The sequence below is a fragment of the Streptomyces scabichelini genome (assembly GCF_011045015.1).
In the GTDB taxonomy this organism is placed as follows: Bacteria; Actinomycetota; Actinomycetes; order Streptomycetales; family Streptomycetaceae; genus Streptomyces; species Streptomyces scabichelini.
Window position 1 is genome coordinate 1 of sequence record NZ_JAAKZY010000056.1, and the last position, 13,620, is coordinate 13,620.

The 13,620-nt window shown below is 70.7% G+C and carries 15 protein-coding genes; 13 read left to right on the top strand and 2 right to left on the bottom strand.

Translation table 11 applies throughout. The features are described 5' to 3' along the window. From G5C60_RS19145 to G5C60_RS19165, 5 genes are all read left to right on the top strand, one after another. The coding region (locus G5C60_RS19145) for a GntR family transcriptional regulator (protein ID WP_165260848.1) at positions 1-651 on the top strand (651 nt) is incomplete at its 5' end. A 118-nt stretch (positions 652-769) separates the two neighbouring features. After that, the gene (locus G5C60_RS19150) at positions 770-1,765 is read left to right on the top strand and encodes an ABC transporter permease subunit (RefSeq protein WP_206439708.1); all 996 of its coding nucleotides are present in this window, start codon (positions 770-772) and stop codon (positions 1,763-1,765) included. Between the two features lie 10 nt (positions 1,766-1,775). Then, entirely contained in the window at positions 1,776-2,768 is a 993-nt protein-coding gene (locus G5C60_RS19155; RefSeq protein ID WP_165260850.1) for a branched-chain amino acid ABC transporter permease, read from the top strand. Then, positions 2,758-3,657, top strand: coding sequence for an ATP-binding cassette domain-containing protein (locus G5C60_RS19160; protein WP_206439709.1), 900 nt, complete (start codon positions 2,758-2,760; stop codon positions 3,655-3,657). Before G5C60_RS19155 ends, G5C60_RS19160 begins: the two co-directional genes overlap by 11 nt. Positions 3,658-3,659: 2 nt before the next feature. Continuing rightward, positions 3,660-4,400: an ABC transporter ATP-binding protein gene (locus tag G5C60_RS19165; RefSeq protein WP_165260852.1), complete on the top strand. Its 741-nt coding sequence runs from the start codon at positions 3,660-3,662 to the stop codon at positions 4,398-4,400. Positions 4,401-4,451: 51 nt separating this feature from the next. Here the strand turns inward: G5C60_RS19165 and G5C60_RS19170 are convergent, their stop codons facing one another. Then, positions 4,452-5,699, bottom strand: coding sequence for an ABC transporter substrate-binding protein (locus G5C60_RS19170; RefSeq protein WP_165260854.1), 1,248 nt, complete (start codon positions 5,697-5,699; stop codon positions 4,452-4,454). A 193-nt stretch (positions 5,700-5,892) separates the two neighbouring features. Here G5C60_RS19170 and G5C60_RS19175 point away from each other — a divergent pair, with 193 nt between their 5' ends. The 7 genes from G5C60_RS19175 (at position 5,893) to G5C60_RS19205 (ending at position 12,527) form a co-directional block, all read left to right on the top strand. After that, positions 5,893-6,726, top strand: a complete 834-nt coding sequence (locus G5C60_RS19175; RefSeq protein WP_165260856.1) for a M55 family metallopeptidase — start codon at positions 5,893-5,895, stop codon at positions 6,724-6,726. Then, positions 6,719-8,032, top strand: coding sequence for a M20/M25/M40 family metallo-hydrolase (locus tag G5C60_RS19180; protein ID WP_165260858.1), 1,314 nt, complete (start codon positions 6,719-6,721; stop codon positions 8,030-8,032). Before G5C60_RS19175 ends, G5C60_RS19180 begins: the two co-directional genes overlap by 8 nt. Before the next feature lie 8 nt (positions 8,033-8,040). After that, complete coding sequence (locus G5C60_RS19185; RefSeq protein ID WP_165260860.1) at positions 8,041-10,095, top strand: prolyl oligopeptidase family serine peptidase; 2,055 nt, start codon at positions 8,041-8,043, stop codon at positions 10,093-10,095. Then, a complete protein-coding gene (locus tag G5C60_RS19190; RefSeq protein ID WP_165260862.1) occupies positions 10,092-11,015 on the top strand; it encodes an LD-carboxypeptidase in 924 nt (307 codons plus the stop codon). The genes G5C60_RS19185 and G5C60_RS19190 overlap by 4 nt, the downstream gene beginning before the upstream one ends. A gap of 115 nt (positions 11,016-11,130) precedes the next feature. Continuing rightward, entirely contained in the window at positions 11,131-11,382 is a 252-nt protein-coding gene (locus tag G5C60_RS19195; RefSeq protein ID WP_165260864.1) for a LapA family protein, read from the top strand. A 37-nt stretch (positions 11,383-11,419) separates the two neighbouring features. Beyond that, positions 11,420-11,965: a GNAT family N-acetyltransferase gene (locus G5C60_RS19200; protein WP_165260866.1), complete on the top strand. Its 546-nt coding sequence runs from the start codon at positions 11,420-11,422 to the stop codon at positions 11,963-11,965. A 157-nt stretch (positions 11,966-12,122) separates the two neighbouring features. Continuing rightward, positions 12,123-12,527 (top strand): DUF5709 domain-containing protein, encoded by a 405-nt coding sequence (locus G5C60_RS19205; protein ID WP_165260867.1) that lies wholly within the window; start codon positions 12,123-12,125, stop codon positions 12,525-12,527. A 63-nt stretch (positions 12,528-12,590) separates the two neighbouring features. Here G5C60_RS19205 and G5C60_RS19210 read toward each other — a convergent pair whose 3' ends face one another. After that, on the bottom strand, positions 12,591-12,944 hold the full coding sequence (locus G5C60_RS19210; RefSeq protein WP_165260868.1) for a VOC family protein: 354 nt from the start codon (positions 12,942-12,944) through the stop codon (positions 12,591-12,593). Positions 12,945-13,093: 149 nt separating this feature from the next. Here G5C60_RS19210 and G5C60_RS19215 point away from each other — a divergent pair, with 149 nt between their 5' ends. Further along, on the top strand, positions 13,094-13,618 hold the full coding sequence (locus G5C60_RS19215) for a phage holin family protein (protein WP_165260869.1): 525 nt from the start codon (positions 13,094-13,096) through the stop codon (positions 13,616-13,618). The last annotated feature ends 2 nt before the right edge of the window (positions 13,619-13,620 follow it).

Here is a 13,620-nt window from a genome sequence, read left to right on the forward strand (position 1 = left end):
GCCCTGCCCGCCCTCGGCGGCATGAAGCGCAACTACCGCGAGCGCGTCGCCGACGCCCTGCGTGCCGCGCTGATCGCGGGCGAGCTGCGGCCGGGCGAGGTGTACTCCGCGCCGACCCTCGCCGCCCGCTTCGGCGTCTCGGCGACGCCGGTACGGGAGGCCATGCTCGACCTGGTCAAGGAGGGACTGGTCGACACCGTGCCCAACAAGGGGTTCCGGGTCACCGCCGTCTCCGAGAAGCAGCTCGACGAGTACACCCACATCCGCTCGCTCATAGAGATCCCCACGACCGTGGAGCTGGCCGCCACCGCCGATCCCGTCGCCCTGGAGGCGCTGCGCCCCGTCGCGCAGGAGATCGTCACGGCCGCCGCGGCCGGCGACCTCATCGCGTACGTCGAGGCGGACATCCGCTTCCACCTCGGCCTGCTCGCCCTCGCGGGCAACGAGCATCTGGTCGAGGTCGTCGGCGACCTCCGCAAGCGCTCCCGCCTCTACGGCCTGCACGCGCTGGACGCGGCGGGCCGCCTCGAGGACTCCGCCGAGGAGCACCTGGAGATCCTGGACGCACTCGTCGCCCGCGACGCGCAAGCGGTACGCGCGGTGATGACGCGGCATCTCGGGCACGTACGAGGCCTGTGGGCAGCCGGATGAGATGACCGCCGGACGAGACAGCACCGGGCAAAGGCGCCTGCGGAGCCTGCCCGAGTCACCGCTCTGGCCTGCGCTTACACTGAGTCACAAGGGACGTTCGTGACATACCGGAACCGCCGTGCGCTATCAGCGGATGCTCGCACCGGCCCTCGCCCTGGTCTTTGTGACGGTGCCCGCGATCTCCGCGCGGGCCCAGGGTGAGGCAGTCCCACGCGGCCCCACGTTCGGTGCACGCGCTCTGCAGGCGCTGATCGACGGTATCCAGTTCGGGGTCATCATCGCGATCACATCGGTCGGACTCTCGCTGATCTTCGGCACCATCCACTTGATCAATTTCGCGCACGGCGAGTTCGTCACGATCGGCGCCACCTTCGCGTTCTTCCTCAACGTCTCCGCGGCCGGTCCGGGCTGGCACCTGATACCCGCCGCCATCGCCGCGGTGGTCTTCGGCGCCCTGCTGGGCGGAGCCGTCGACCGTGGCATCTGGCGCCCGCTGCGGGCCCGGGGCACCGGGCTGATCAACATGTTCATCGTCACCATCGGGCTCTCCCTGGTGCTGCGGCATGTCGTGCTCGTGCTGTACGGAACCCGGCCCGCCTCCTACGCGCAGTACGACATCCAGAGCACCATCGACCTGGGGCCGGCCGGCATCACCCCACGGGACCTCACGGTCACCCTGCTCGCCGTGCTGGTGCTGCTCGGCATTGCCGCGCTTCTGCAGAAGACCCGGATCGGTACGGCTGTCCGGGCCGTCTCCGCCAACCGGGACCTCGCGGAGGCGTCGGGCATCGACGTGCAGCGGGTGGTGCTGTTCGTGTGGATGCTCGCCGGCGGACTGGCCGCACTCGGCGGGGTCTTCTTCGGCCTGGTCGAGATCGTCACCTGGGACATGGGCTTCAAGCTCCTGCTGCTCATGTTCGCCGGGGTTATCCTCGGCGGCCTCGGCTCCGCCTACGGTGCGATGGTCGGTAGCCTCGTCATCGGCATCGTCGCCCAGATGTCCACCCTGTGGTTCCCGGTCGACCTGCAGTACGCGTGGGCGCTGCTCGTCCTCATCGTCGTCCTCCTCGTCCGGCCGCAGGGCATCCTCGGCCGGGCCGAACGCGTCGGGTGAGGGGTGCGCCATGGACTTCTCGGCCATCCTCTCCGACGCCCTGCGCTCCGGCATCGGCCCCATCGCGGCCATCTACGCGCTCGCCGCGATGGGCCTGAACCTGCACTTCGGTTACACGGGGCTCCTCAACTTCGGCCAGGTCGGATTCATGCTGGTCGGCGGCTACGGGCTCGCCATCACGGTGGCGACGTACGACGGCCCCATGTGGCTCGGTGTCCTGGGCGGCATCGCCTGCGCGATCGTGCTGGCCCTGCTGCTCGGCCTGCCCACCCTGCGGCTGCGCGCCGACTACCTCGCCATCACCACGATCGCGGCGGGCGAGACGCTACGGCTGTTCTACCGGTCCAGCTGGGCCGAGCCCGTCACCGGTGGGGTGTTCGGGCTCCAGAGGTTCGCGAACGACTTCTACGCGCTCAACCCGATAGAGCCCGGCACCTACGGCCCGTGGCTGGTGAGGTTCAGCTCCCGCGATCTCTGGGTGATGATCGTCGGATGGGCGCTGGTGCTCGTGGCCGGACTGCTGCTCGCCCTGCTGATCCACAGCCCATGGGGCCGTGTCATCCGGTCGATCCGAGAGGACGAGGTCGCCGCGCGCAGCCTCGGCAAGAACGTCTACGCGTACAAGATGCAGAGCCTCGTGCTGGGCGGCGTCATCGGGGCGGTCGCGGGCATGATGCAGGCGATCCAGGTGCAGTCCGTGAACCCGGACAACTACGATCCGGGCGTCACGTTCTTCCTGTACACGCTGCTCGTCCTCGGAGGCGCCGGGCGGATCCTCGGGCCGGTCGTCGGCTCGATCCTGTTCTGGTTCGTCCTCAGCTTCCTCGACAGCGCGCTCCGCCAGGCCATCAGCGCCGAGTACATCTCGCCGGACCTCATCAGTACGTCGGAGGTCGGCGCCGTGCGCTTCGCGCTGGTCGGCATCGCCCTGATCCTGCTGGTCGCGTTCCGGCCGCAGGGCATTCTCGGCAGCCGGAAGGAGATGGTGCTCAGTGGCCGCTGACACAGTCGCTTCCAACGCCGGCCGGCTCTCCGCGACCGTGCCCGAACCGGGGGTGCGCAAACCCGACCCTCTGCTGGTCATGGACCAGGTGACACGTACCTTCGGCGGCCTCGTCGCCGTGCGGGTGGAGCATCTGGAGGTGCAGCGCCGGGCCATCACGGCACTCATCGGGCCCAACGGCGCCGGCAAGACCACGTTGTTCAATGTGGTGAGCGGGTTCGACCGGGCCGACGGCGGCCGGTGGTCGTTCGACGGACAGCCGCTCACCGGCGCCCCGGCGCACCGGGTGGCGCGGCGAGGACTGGTCCGTACGTTCCAGCTCACCAGGACGCTCGCCCGGCTCACCGTGCTGGAGAACATGCTGCTCGCGGCGCCCGGGCAGCGCGGCGAGCGGGCGCTGCCCGCGCTGCTGCGACCGCTGTGGCGCGGGCAGGAGCGGGAGCTCGAGCGCCGGGCCGACGAACTGCTGGACCGGTTCCGGCTCGGGCCCCTGCGCGACGACCATGCCGGCACGCTCTCCGGCGGTCAGCGCAAGCTGCTGGAACTGGCCCGCGCGCTGATGGCCCGGCCGGTCATGCTCCTGCTCGACGAACCGATGGCCGGGGTGAACCCCGCGCTGGCCCAGTCGCTGCTCGGACACATCACCCAGCTGCGCGACGAGGGGCTGACCGTGTGCTTCGTCGAGCACGACATGGACGTGGTAATGGGCATCAGCGACTGGGTGGCCGTCATGGCCGACGGCCGCCTCGTGGCCGAGGGCCCACCGCACACGATCAGCCGGAACGCCGCCGTCGTGGACGCCTACCTGGGCAAACGGCACGACGAACCCGGAACGACGGAGGGGACGGAGGGGACGGAGAAGGAGAAAGGGGAGGAGAAGGAGGAGTAGCGATGTCCGCCGAAGAGCAGGCGCCGGTGCTGGCGGCCGACGACATCGTCGCCGGCTACGTCCCCGGTGTCGACGTGCTGCGTGGATGCAGCATCGAGGTACGGCCGGGCGAGGTGGTCGGAGTGATCGGCCCCAACGGCGCCGGCAAGTCGACGCTCGTCAAGGCCGTCTTCGGGCTGCTGCGGGCGCGCGGCGGGACCGTGCGACTGCGCGGCGAGGACGTCACCGACCGGCCCGCGCACGAACTGGTCCGGCGGGGCGTGGGCTACGTACCGCAGCTGCAGAACGTGTTCCCCACGCTGACCGTCGAGGAGAATCTGCGGATGGGCGTCTATCTGCGGCCCAGGAACCACGCGCGCCGGACCGCGGCGGTGGAGGAGCTCTTTCCCGTGCTGGCCGACCGCCGGAAGCAGAAGGCCGGCGCGATGTCCGGCGGCGAACGCCAGATGCTCGCGATGGCGCGCGCGCTGATGATGGAGCCGCAGCTGCTGCTGCTCGACGAGCCGTCGGCCGGCCTGTCACCGCTCCATCAGGACCACGTCTTCGACCGGTGCAGAATGATCAACAACGCGGGTGTCGCCGTTCTCATGGTCGAGCAGAACGCCCGCAGGTGCCTGCAGCTCTGCGACCGCGGCTACGTCCTCGACCAGGGCCGCAACGCGTACACCGGTGCCGGTGCGGCGCTGCTGCACGACGAGAAGGTGATCGAGCTCTACCTCGGCACGCTCGCCCGCGCCCGTTGACTCCTGTTCCTGTGGCTCCTGCCTTTCACTCCTGCCTGTCGCTCTTCCCGGTCAGTCCTGTGCCTTGCTGGTCTCGGTGCGCAGGGTCTGCAACTTTCCTTCGTCGTCGTAGCCGTACACCTCGATCGTCGCCTGGCCGGGTTCGCCCTTGTCGGTGAAGTTGAGCGGACCGCTCACACCCTGGTAGTCGACGTCCTTGCCGTCGGCGATCAGCTCCTTGCAGGCGGCGAACGAGTTGCACTTCTCGCCGCCCTTGGTGACCCCGTTCATCTCCTTCACGTATTCGCCCGGGTCGTCGGACTCCGCCTTCTCGGCGGCGAGCGCGATCGTCGTCACGCAGTCGAAGACCTGCGGTGCGAACTGCAGCTCCTTCAGCTCCGGAGCGAACTTCTTGAGATCCTTCACGTACTGCTCGTTCGTCTCCGATGCCGGCGCGGTCCCCTTCATCCCGGCAAGCCGCTCCGGCCGGCCCGGTGCGACCAGCGAGGGCAGCTCCTCGCTGCGCAGTCCGTCGGCGCCGTAGACACCGATCTGGTCGGGCCCGAGTCCGGACTCGATCATGCCCTGCATGATCTGGGTGCCTTCCTCGAACGCGATCACCACGGCGGCGTCCGGCCTGGAGTTCTCTATCTGCTGGGCGACCTGGTCGAAGTTGGTCGCCTTCGGGTCGTACGTCTCGGCGAGCGCCACCGTCACACCGCGGTCCTCGAGTGCCTCCCGCGTGGACTCCATCAGGCCGCGCCCGTAGTCGTCCGCCCGTGCGACCACGGCCACCCGGTCGTGACCGTCCCCGCGGACGACGTCCGCCAGGATGGGCCCCTGCAAGGCGTCGCTCGGGGCGGTACGGAAGTAGAACCCGTCGTCCTCGTAGTCGGTGAAGGTGGGTGCGGTGTTCGAGCCCGAGCACTGCACGACGCCCGCTCCGGTCACCCGGTCGATGAACGCCAGCGACATGCCGGAAGCCGCGGCGCCGACGATCGCGTCCACGCCTGCCGCAAGGACCCGGTCGGCCGACTGTGCGGCAACGGCCTCCTGGCCCGCCTCGTCACTGGAAACCACAGCAGGCACGGGCTTGCCCAGCACCCCGCCGGCGTCGTTGATCGTCTGTATCGCGAACTTCAACGACTCGATCTGCGGCGGGCCGAGGTAGGCCAGCTGTCCCGTCTCCGGCAGGACGTAACCGAACTGGAGCTCACCATCGCCCGGGTCGGCCCGGGCGGTACCCGTCGTACCGCAGACGGCTATCACAAGAGCAGCCGCGCTTGCGAAGATCGCGGACCGCCGTATCGACGCTTTCATCTCCGCCTCCGCTCGTTACAGGCGGCGGTGGTCGACAGGCCGGCCATCGCCCGCCATCTGTAGCTGAGGGTAGAACTCACGGCGAAGGTCTGAGAAGTCCGAATTGTTGTAGTTTCTGAGCGGGGCGGGGACTGGAGCCGCGCTCATCCTCATTCCTGGCCGGTTTCCGGCTCGGCGCGTAACGTGACGCAGCATGAAGATCCTCATCAGCGCCGACATGGAGGGCGCCACCGGGGTGACCTGGCCGGCCGATGTGCTGCCGGGCACGCCGCAGTGGGAGCGCTGCCGGGCGATGTTCACCTCGGACGTGAACGCCGCCGTGCTCGGCTTCTTCGACGGCGGTGCCGACGAAATCCTCATCAATGAGGCCCACTGGACCATGCGCAATCTGCTCCTGGAGCGGCTGGACGAACGGGCCCAGATGCTCACCGGACGGCACAAGTCGCTGTCCATGGTGGAGGGCGTACAGCACGAGGACGTCGACGGCATCGCGTTCGTCGGCTATCACGCGGGCGCGGGCATGGAGGGGGTGCTCGCCCACACCTATCTCGCCAACTCGATCACCGGCGTGTGGGTCAATGACGTACGCGCCAGTGAGGGCCTGCTCAACGCTCATGTCGTCGCCGAGTACGGTGTCCCCGTCGTCCTCGTCACGGGCGACGACGTGGCCTGCGAGGACGCGCTCGGCTATGCGCCCGAGGCGCTGAAGGTCGCCGTCAAGGACCATGTGTCGCGGTACGCGGCGGTGTGCCGGACACCCGCGCGGACCGCGTCCGACATCCGCGCGGCGGCGAAGGAGGCGGTCGGGCTCGCCGTGCGGTACGAGCCCGTGGACGGCGGCCCGTTCACTGTGGCGCTGGAGTTCGATGCCGAGCATCTGGCGTTGGCGGCCACCGTCGTGCCGGGTGTGGATCAGATCGGGGAGCGGAAGGTCGCGTACACCAGCGCGACGATGTATGAGGGGATCCGTGCCTTCAAGGCGGTCACCACGATCGTCTCGGCTGCCGTGGAGGAGCAGTATGGCTGACCAGCAGGCTCTCGACGAGGTCGTGGAGTTCACCTCCGGCCTCATCCGTATCGACACGACCAATCACGGGGGCGGTGACTGCCAGGAGCGGCCCGCCGCCGAGTACGCCGCCGCGCGGCTCGCCGAGGCGGGCCTGGAGCCGACGCTTCTGGAGCGCACGAAGGGGCGTACGAACGTCGTCGCACGCCTGGAGGGCACCGACCCGTCCGCGGACGCGCTCCTCGTGCACGGTCACCTGGACGTGGTCCCCGCGCAGGCCGAGGACTGGAGCGTGCACCCCTTCTCCGGAGAGATCCGCGACGGGGTCGTCTGGGGGCGGGGCGCGGTCGACATGAAGAACATGGACGCGATGATCCTCGCGGTCGTACGCCAGTGGGCGCGCGAGGGCGTACGCCCCCGCCGTGACCTCGTCATCGCCTTCACCGCGGACGAGGAGGCGAGCGCGGAGGACGGCTCGGGCTTTCTCGCCGACCGGCATCCGGAGCTCTTCGAGGGGTGCACCGAGGGCATCAGCGAATCCGGGGCGTTCACCTTCCACGACGGCACCGGGCGGGAGCTGTATCCCCTCGCGGCGGGCGAGCGCGGCACCGGCTGGCTGAAGCTCACCGCGCGGGGCCGGGCCGGGCACGGCTCCAAGGTCAACCGGGAGAACGCGGTGACCCGTCTCGCCGCCGCCATCACGCGGATCGGTGCGTACGAGTGGCCGCCGCGACTGACGCCGACCGTCCGCGCGGCCCTCACCGAACTCGCCGCGCTGTACGGCATCGAGCCCGAACTGGACCATCTCAACGATGTCGACGGGCTGCTGGACAAGCTCGGCCCGGCGGCGAAGCTCGTCGAGGCCACCGTCCGCAACAGCGCCAACCCGACCATGCTGAACGCCGGTTACAAGGTCAACGTGATCCCGGGGGAGGCCGTCGCGTACGTCGACGGACGCTATCTCCACGGCCACGAGGACGAGTTCCGCGCGACGCTCGACCAGCTCACCGGGCCGGACGTGGAGTGGGAGTTCCACCACCACGAGGTGGCCCTCCAGGCACCGCTGGACTCGCCCACGTACGCGAAGATGCGCGCCGCCGTCGAGGAGTTCGCGCCCGAGGGGCATGTCGTGCCGTACTGCATGTCGGGCGGCACGGACGCCAAGCAGTTCTCGCGCCTCGGCATCACCGGATACGGGTTCACGCCGCTGAAGCTCCCGGAGGGCTACGACTACCAGGCCATGTTCCACGGCGTCGACGAACGCGTACCGGTCGAGGCGCTCCACTTCGGCGTGCGTGTCCTGGACCGCTTTCTGCGCTCGGCCTAGCCGGATAAATGGGGGATATCGTGCAGACCCTGGCCTACGGTTCCTGGCCCTCGCCCATTGAGGCGTCGCTCGCCGCCGCGCACGACGGGCATCCCGAGTACGTCGGCTTTGTCGGGGACGAGGCCTGGTGGACGGAGCCCCGGCCCACTGAGGGGGGCCGGCGCACGCTGGTGCGCCGCCGGGCCGACGGCGCCGAGGAGTCGGTGCTGCCCGCCCCGTGGAACGTGCGCAGCCGTGTCATCGAGTACGGCGGACAGCCCTGGACCGGGGTGATGCGCGAGGACGGTCCGCTGGTCGTCTTCGTCAACTTCGTCGACCAGCGGCTGTACGCGTACGAGGGCGGGGAGCCGCGTCCCCTCACACCCTTGTCGCTCGTGGGCGGCGGACTGCGCTGGGTGGACCCGCAGTTGCACCTGGAGCTGGGTGAAGTCTGGTGCGTACTGGAGGAGTTCACCGGCGACGGGCCCACCGACGTACGCCGCGTCGTGGCCGCCGTCCCGCTGGACGGGTCGGCGGAGCAGGACCGGGACGCCGTACGCGAACTCACCGACGACCGGCACCGGTTCGTCACCGGCCCCCGTGTCTCGCCCGACGGACGGCGTGCCGCCTGGCTCGCCTGGGACCATCCGCGGATGCCGTGGGACGGCACGGAACTGATGCTCGCCGACGTGGCCGGCGACGGGACGCTGCGGAACGCCCGGACGGCCGCCGGCGGCCCCGACGAGTCCATCGCCCAGGTCGACTGGGCCTCCGACGGCGCCCTGCTGTACTCCAGCGACCGCACCGGCTGGTGGAACCTCTACCGTGCCTCCGGCAGCGGGCCCGCTGTGCCCCTCTGTCCCCGCGAGGAGGAGTTCGGCGGTCCGCTGTGGAAGATCGGCCGACGCTGGTTCGCGCCCCTGGAGGACGGACTGATCGCCGTCGTGCACGGGCGCGGCGCCACCGCGCTCGGCATCCTCGACCCGGAGACCGGCGAGGTCATCGACACGGCCGGGCCCTGGACCGAGTTCGCGTCGAACCTCGCGGTGAACGGCAACCGCGTCATCGGCATCGCGGCCAGCCCGCGCAGCGCGTACGAAGTCGTCGAACTCGACGCCGTCCTCCACGCTGGAACGGGCTCGCGCGGGGGCACCCCCATCGGCAGCGGGGGCACCCCCATCGGCAGCGGGGGCACCCCCGTCGGCAGCGCCCGTGTCATCGGCGCCGCCCACGACGACCCCGTGGACCCCGCGTACTACCCGGAACCGCAGATCCGCACCTTCACCGGCCCCGCGGGACGCGAGATCCACGCCCACATCTATCCGCCGCACCACCCCGGCTGTGGCGCGCCGGGCGAGGAACTCCCGCCCTACGTCGTCTGGGCCCACGGCGGCCCCACCGACCGCGCCCCGCTCGTCCTCGACCTGCAGATCGCCTACTTCACCTCCCGCGGCATCGGTGTCGCCGAGGTCAACTACGGCGGGTCCACCGGCCACGGCCGCGCGTACCGCAACCGGCTGCGCGAGCAGTGGGGCGTAGTCGACGTCGAGGACTGCGCGGCCGTCGCGCTCGCGCTAGCCGAGGAGGGCACCGCGGACCGCGACCGGCTCGCCGTCCGGGGCGGCAGCGCGGGCGGCTGGACCACGGCCGTGTCCCTGGTGAGCACCGACGTCTACGCCTGCGGAACGATCCTCTACCCCATCCTCGACCTCGCGGGCTGGGGCGCCGACGAGACGCACGACTTCGAGTCCCAGTACCTGGAGACCCTCGTCGGACCGTTCGCCGAAGTGCCCGGCCGGTACGCCGAGCGGTCGCCCACCGAGCACGCCGACCGTGTCACCGCGCCCTTCCTGCTGCTCCAGGGCCTCGACGACGTCATCTGCCCTCCCTCCCAGTGCGAGCGGTTCCTGGCCCGGATGGAGGGGCGACGGGTGCCGCACGCCTACATCGCCTTCGAGGGCGAGGGCCACGGTTTCCGGCGCGCGGACACGATGGTGCGGGTCCTGGAGGCCGAACTCTCCCTGTACGCCCAGGTCTTCGGCCTGAACCCACGCGGCATCCCCACCCTGGAGCTCGCCAAGTGAACGGCCTTGTACGCCCCCGCCGCCTTCGCCCCGGCGCCCGGGTCGCCGTCGTCGCGCCCAGCGGCCCGGTGCCCGAGGAGCGGCTCCAGGCCGGGCTCGACATCCTGCGCGGCTGGGACCTGGAGCCGGTCGCGGCGCCCCATGTCCTCGACCGGCACGGGGAGTTCGGCTACCTCGCCGGTACGGACGCCGACCGCGCCGCCGACTTCCAGGCCGCCTGGTGCGATCCGGCCGTGGACGCGGTGCTGTGCGCACGCGGCGGCTACGGGGCGCAGCGCATGGTCGACCTCCTCGACTGGGACGCGCTGCGGGCCGCCGGACCCAAGGTGTTCCTCGGCTTCAGCGACATCACCGCGTTGCACGAGGCGTTCGCGACACGCATGGGACTCGTGACGCTGCACGGGCCGATGGTCGCGGGCGTCGACTTCCTGAAGAACGCGCGGGCGCAGGAGCAGCTGCGGGCGACGCTCTTCGAGCCGGAGTCGGTGCGGGTCATCGCGTCCACCGGGCGCGCTCTTTCTCCCGGCCTTGCCCGCGGGGTCACCCTGGGCGGCTGCGTCAGCCTGCTCGCCGCCGAGCTGGGGACTCCGTTCGCGCGGACGTCCGCGCGCGGAGGGCTGCTGATGATCGAGGACGTGGGTGAGGAGGCGTACCGCCTCGACCGGATCCTCACCCAGTTGCTGCGCGCGCGGTGGCTCGCCGGAGTCGCCGGGATCGCGCTGGGGTCGTGGAAGGACTGCGGGGCGTACGGGGAGGTGCGAGCCGTGCTCGCCGACCGGCTCGGTGGGCTCGGGGTCCCGGTCGTGGAGGAGTTCGGATTCGGGCACTGCGAAGGGGCGCTGACGATCCCGTTCGGGGTGCGGGGCGAACTGGACGCGGACGCGGGCACGTTGACGCTGGACGGTCCTGCGCTGGTGTAGCGCGTGTGACGGATGAGGCACATGAAGCATGGGCGAGCGGGCTGCTCATGGCAGTGCGGTCGGCCTGGTCCTGGCTCACCGTGCGTAACCCCCGCCCGTCGGCCATCCTGGAGGTATGACCCGTAAGACCTCGGCGAGCCGCATCGACGGCGGGCGCAAGAGCGCGGCCAAGGACCTGCTGACTCCCGGCCGGATCGCCGTCGCCGTGCTGGCCGTCCTCGCGCTGATCTTCGTCTTCCAGAACACCGGCGACACCGAGATCCGCCTGATCGTCCCCGAGGTCACGATGCCCCTGTGGCTGTCGCTGCTCGGCACGATGGTGATCGGGGCGCTGTGCGGGGCGTACTTCATGGGGCGACGCCGTTAAGCCCTGCCGGCCTGGTGTGCGGCGTACCGTAGGTGAGGTGCCTGACAACGACGTGTACCTCGCCGAAGGCCCCCGCGTGGGCATACGTCACTACCGTTACGAGGACGGCGCCGAGTTCACCGCCCGCGTGCGGGAGAGCAAGGACCTGCATCACCCCTGGCTGTTCCCGCCCACCAGCCCCGCCGCCTACGCCGCGTACGCGCAACGGCTGATCGAGGACCCGACGAAAACCGGATTCCTCGTCTGCGAGAAGGACGGCGGCGGCATCGCCGGATTCATCAACATCAACAACATCGTCGAGGGCTCCTTCCTGAACGGAGCCCTGGGCTACGGCGCCTTCGCGCATGCCGCGGGGCGCGGGCTGATGAGCGAGGGGCTCGACCTGGTCGTGCGGCACGCGTTCGGCAGGCTCGGTCTGCACCGGCTGGAGATCAACGTCCAGCCGGACAACGCCGCGTCGATCGCGCTCGCCCGCCGCTGTGGCTTCCGGCTCGAAGGCTTCTCGCCGGACTTCCTCTTCATCGACGGCGCCTGGCGGGACCACGAACGCTGGGCCGTCACCGCGGAGACGCTCCGCTGGTAGGGCGGTTCGAAGCTGCGGGTTCGTTGTGGCTGATCGCGCCCACGCGGCGGAGCCGCATATTGATACAGCCCCGCGCCCCTACGGGGCGCTCCTTGTGTGAACCCCGCGGCCCATGGGAACCCGGGTGATCCCGCACGTCGGGAAGGAGGCGGATCCCATGAACACCAGGCCGCACGATCCCGGGGCCGACCCCGAGGACGAGGGCATCCCGGACCTGCAGGACGGCACACCCGAGCAGCAGGAGTCCAGCGATCCGCAGCAGCTGCCCGTGGCCGGGGACGAGCCGACGATCGCAGAGGAGCGCGACACCACCTCCAACGAGGCGATCCAGCGCGAAACGCTCGACGAGCGGCTCGCGGACGAGGAGCCCGAGGTCGATGCCGAGGGCGAACCGGGGCCGCCCGAGGAGCAGGCCGGACTGCTCTACGACGAGCCGGACCCCGATCTGCCGCGCAACCAGGACGTGTACGCACAGGAGGGCGCGACCCGGGGGCTCTCGGCCGAGGAGGACGCGGTGCGGATCAGGGACGAGGAGGACTTCGGGGAGGACGAGCTGACGTGAGGCGAACTGACGTGAGGACGATGTGATGTGAGGACGGACTGACGCGAGTGGTCCGGGGGCGGACTATTCGGTCGCGCCCCGGTCCGCGTACTCGTACACCGTGCCGTCCGGGTGCAGCGCGATCAGGTTGCGTCCGGCCGGCGTGGCCACGGGCCCGGCGAGGACCTGTGCGCCCGAGTCGATGAGCACCTGACGGGCTTCGTCGACGTCCTTCACGGCGATCGTCGCCGCGACCTTACGGAGCACCTCCAACTCGGCCGCCGGTCCGCTCATCAGCAGGAAGCAGCCGACCGCGGCGACCGACACGCCGCCGCGCTCGAAGCGGTGCGCTCTGCCGCCCGCCAGCTTCTCGTAGAAGGGGACCGTAGCGTCCAGGTCGTCGACGCAGATGCGCAGCGTGGCTCCCAGAATCTCCATGCGCACGAGCCTAGTTGGGGCAGGCCGGAAACGAGATCGTTTCGGCCGGATCCTTGCCCCCGCCTCCTCTTCGTACACCGGCCGTGGCCGGCCTCGTACGGCAGCCGCAGTCGGCGTTACGCGCGCGGCGGCGCGGGTACCCGGCCGCCATGGACCGCATGGATCACCTGGAACACCTGGACAAGAACCTGGTCGACGAGCTGGCACAGGTGGCCCGTGACGCCGTACGCGACGAACTGCGCGAGCAGACCCGCAAACAGCGCCGCGCCGCCGCCCTGTACGCAGCGTCCGGCGCCGTCGCCCTCTACGCCGGCGCAGCCCTGGCCCTCACCCTTGGGCTGCTGCTCGCGCTCGGCCTGCCCGACTGGGCGGCCGCACTGATCACCGCCGCCGTGCTGGGCGCGGTGGCGTACGTGCTGCGGGGAGCGGCGCGGCCCTCGGCGTCCCGGCCCACCCCGGAGCGGGCCGCCGAGGAGACCCACGGTGAGCGTGGCGTCGTCGGCGGTACACCGTCCGGGAAGGTCCCCGGACCTACGATCCCGCCGGTGCCGCCCGTCGCGCCCGGCGGCGTGGGCGGGTCGGCAGGGGTGCCCGGTGCACCCGGCGCGGGTGCGCCCGGGGCGCCGGGCGGCGGTCCGGCGGATCCCGGGTCGCCGGACGACCCGGCGAGGTGAGC

Bases quoted from the DNA above. Each gene is read 5' to 3' on its own strand.
- G5C60_RS19180 (WP_165260858.1), top strand. From the start codon at position 6,719: ATGGCTGACCAGCAGGCTCTCGACGAGGTCGTGGAGTTCACCTCCGGC.
- G5C60_RS19165 (WP_165260852.1), top strand. From the start codon at position 3,660: ATGTCCGCCGAAGAGCAGGCGCCGGTGCTGGCGGCCGACGACATCGTC.
- G5C60_RS19155 (WP_165260850.1), top strand. From the start codon at position 1,776: ATGGACTTCTCGGCCATCCTCTCCGACGCCCTGCGCTCCGGCATCGGC.
- G5C60_RS19205 (WP_165260867.1), top strand. From the start codon at position 12,123: ATGAACACCAGGCCGCACGATCCCGGGGCCGACCCCGAGGACGAGGGC.
- G5C60_RS19175 (WP_165260856.1), top strand. From the start codon at position 5,893: ATGAAGATCCTCATCAGCGCCGACATGGAGGGCGCCACCGGGGTGACC.
- G5C60_RS19185 (WP_165260860.1), top strand. From the start codon at position 8,041: ATGGGGGATATCGTGCAGACCCTGGCCTACGGTTCCTGGCCCTCGCCC.
- G5C60_RS19215 (WP_165260869.1), top strand. From the start codon at position 13,094: ATGGACCGCATGGATCACCTGGAACACCTGGACAAGAACCTGGTCGAC.
- G5C60_RS19170 (WP_165260854.1), bottom strand. From the start codon at position 5,699: ATGAAAGCGTCGATACGGCGGTCCGCGATCTTCGCAAGCGCGGCTGCT.
- G5C60_RS19210 (WP_165260868.1), bottom strand. From the start codon at position 12,944: ATGGAGATTCTGGGAGCCACGCTGCGCATCTGCGTCGACGACCTGGAC.
- G5C60_RS19195 (WP_165260864.1), top strand. From the start codon at position 11,131: ATGACCCGTAAGACCTCGGCGAGCCGCATCGACGGCGGGCGCAAGAGC.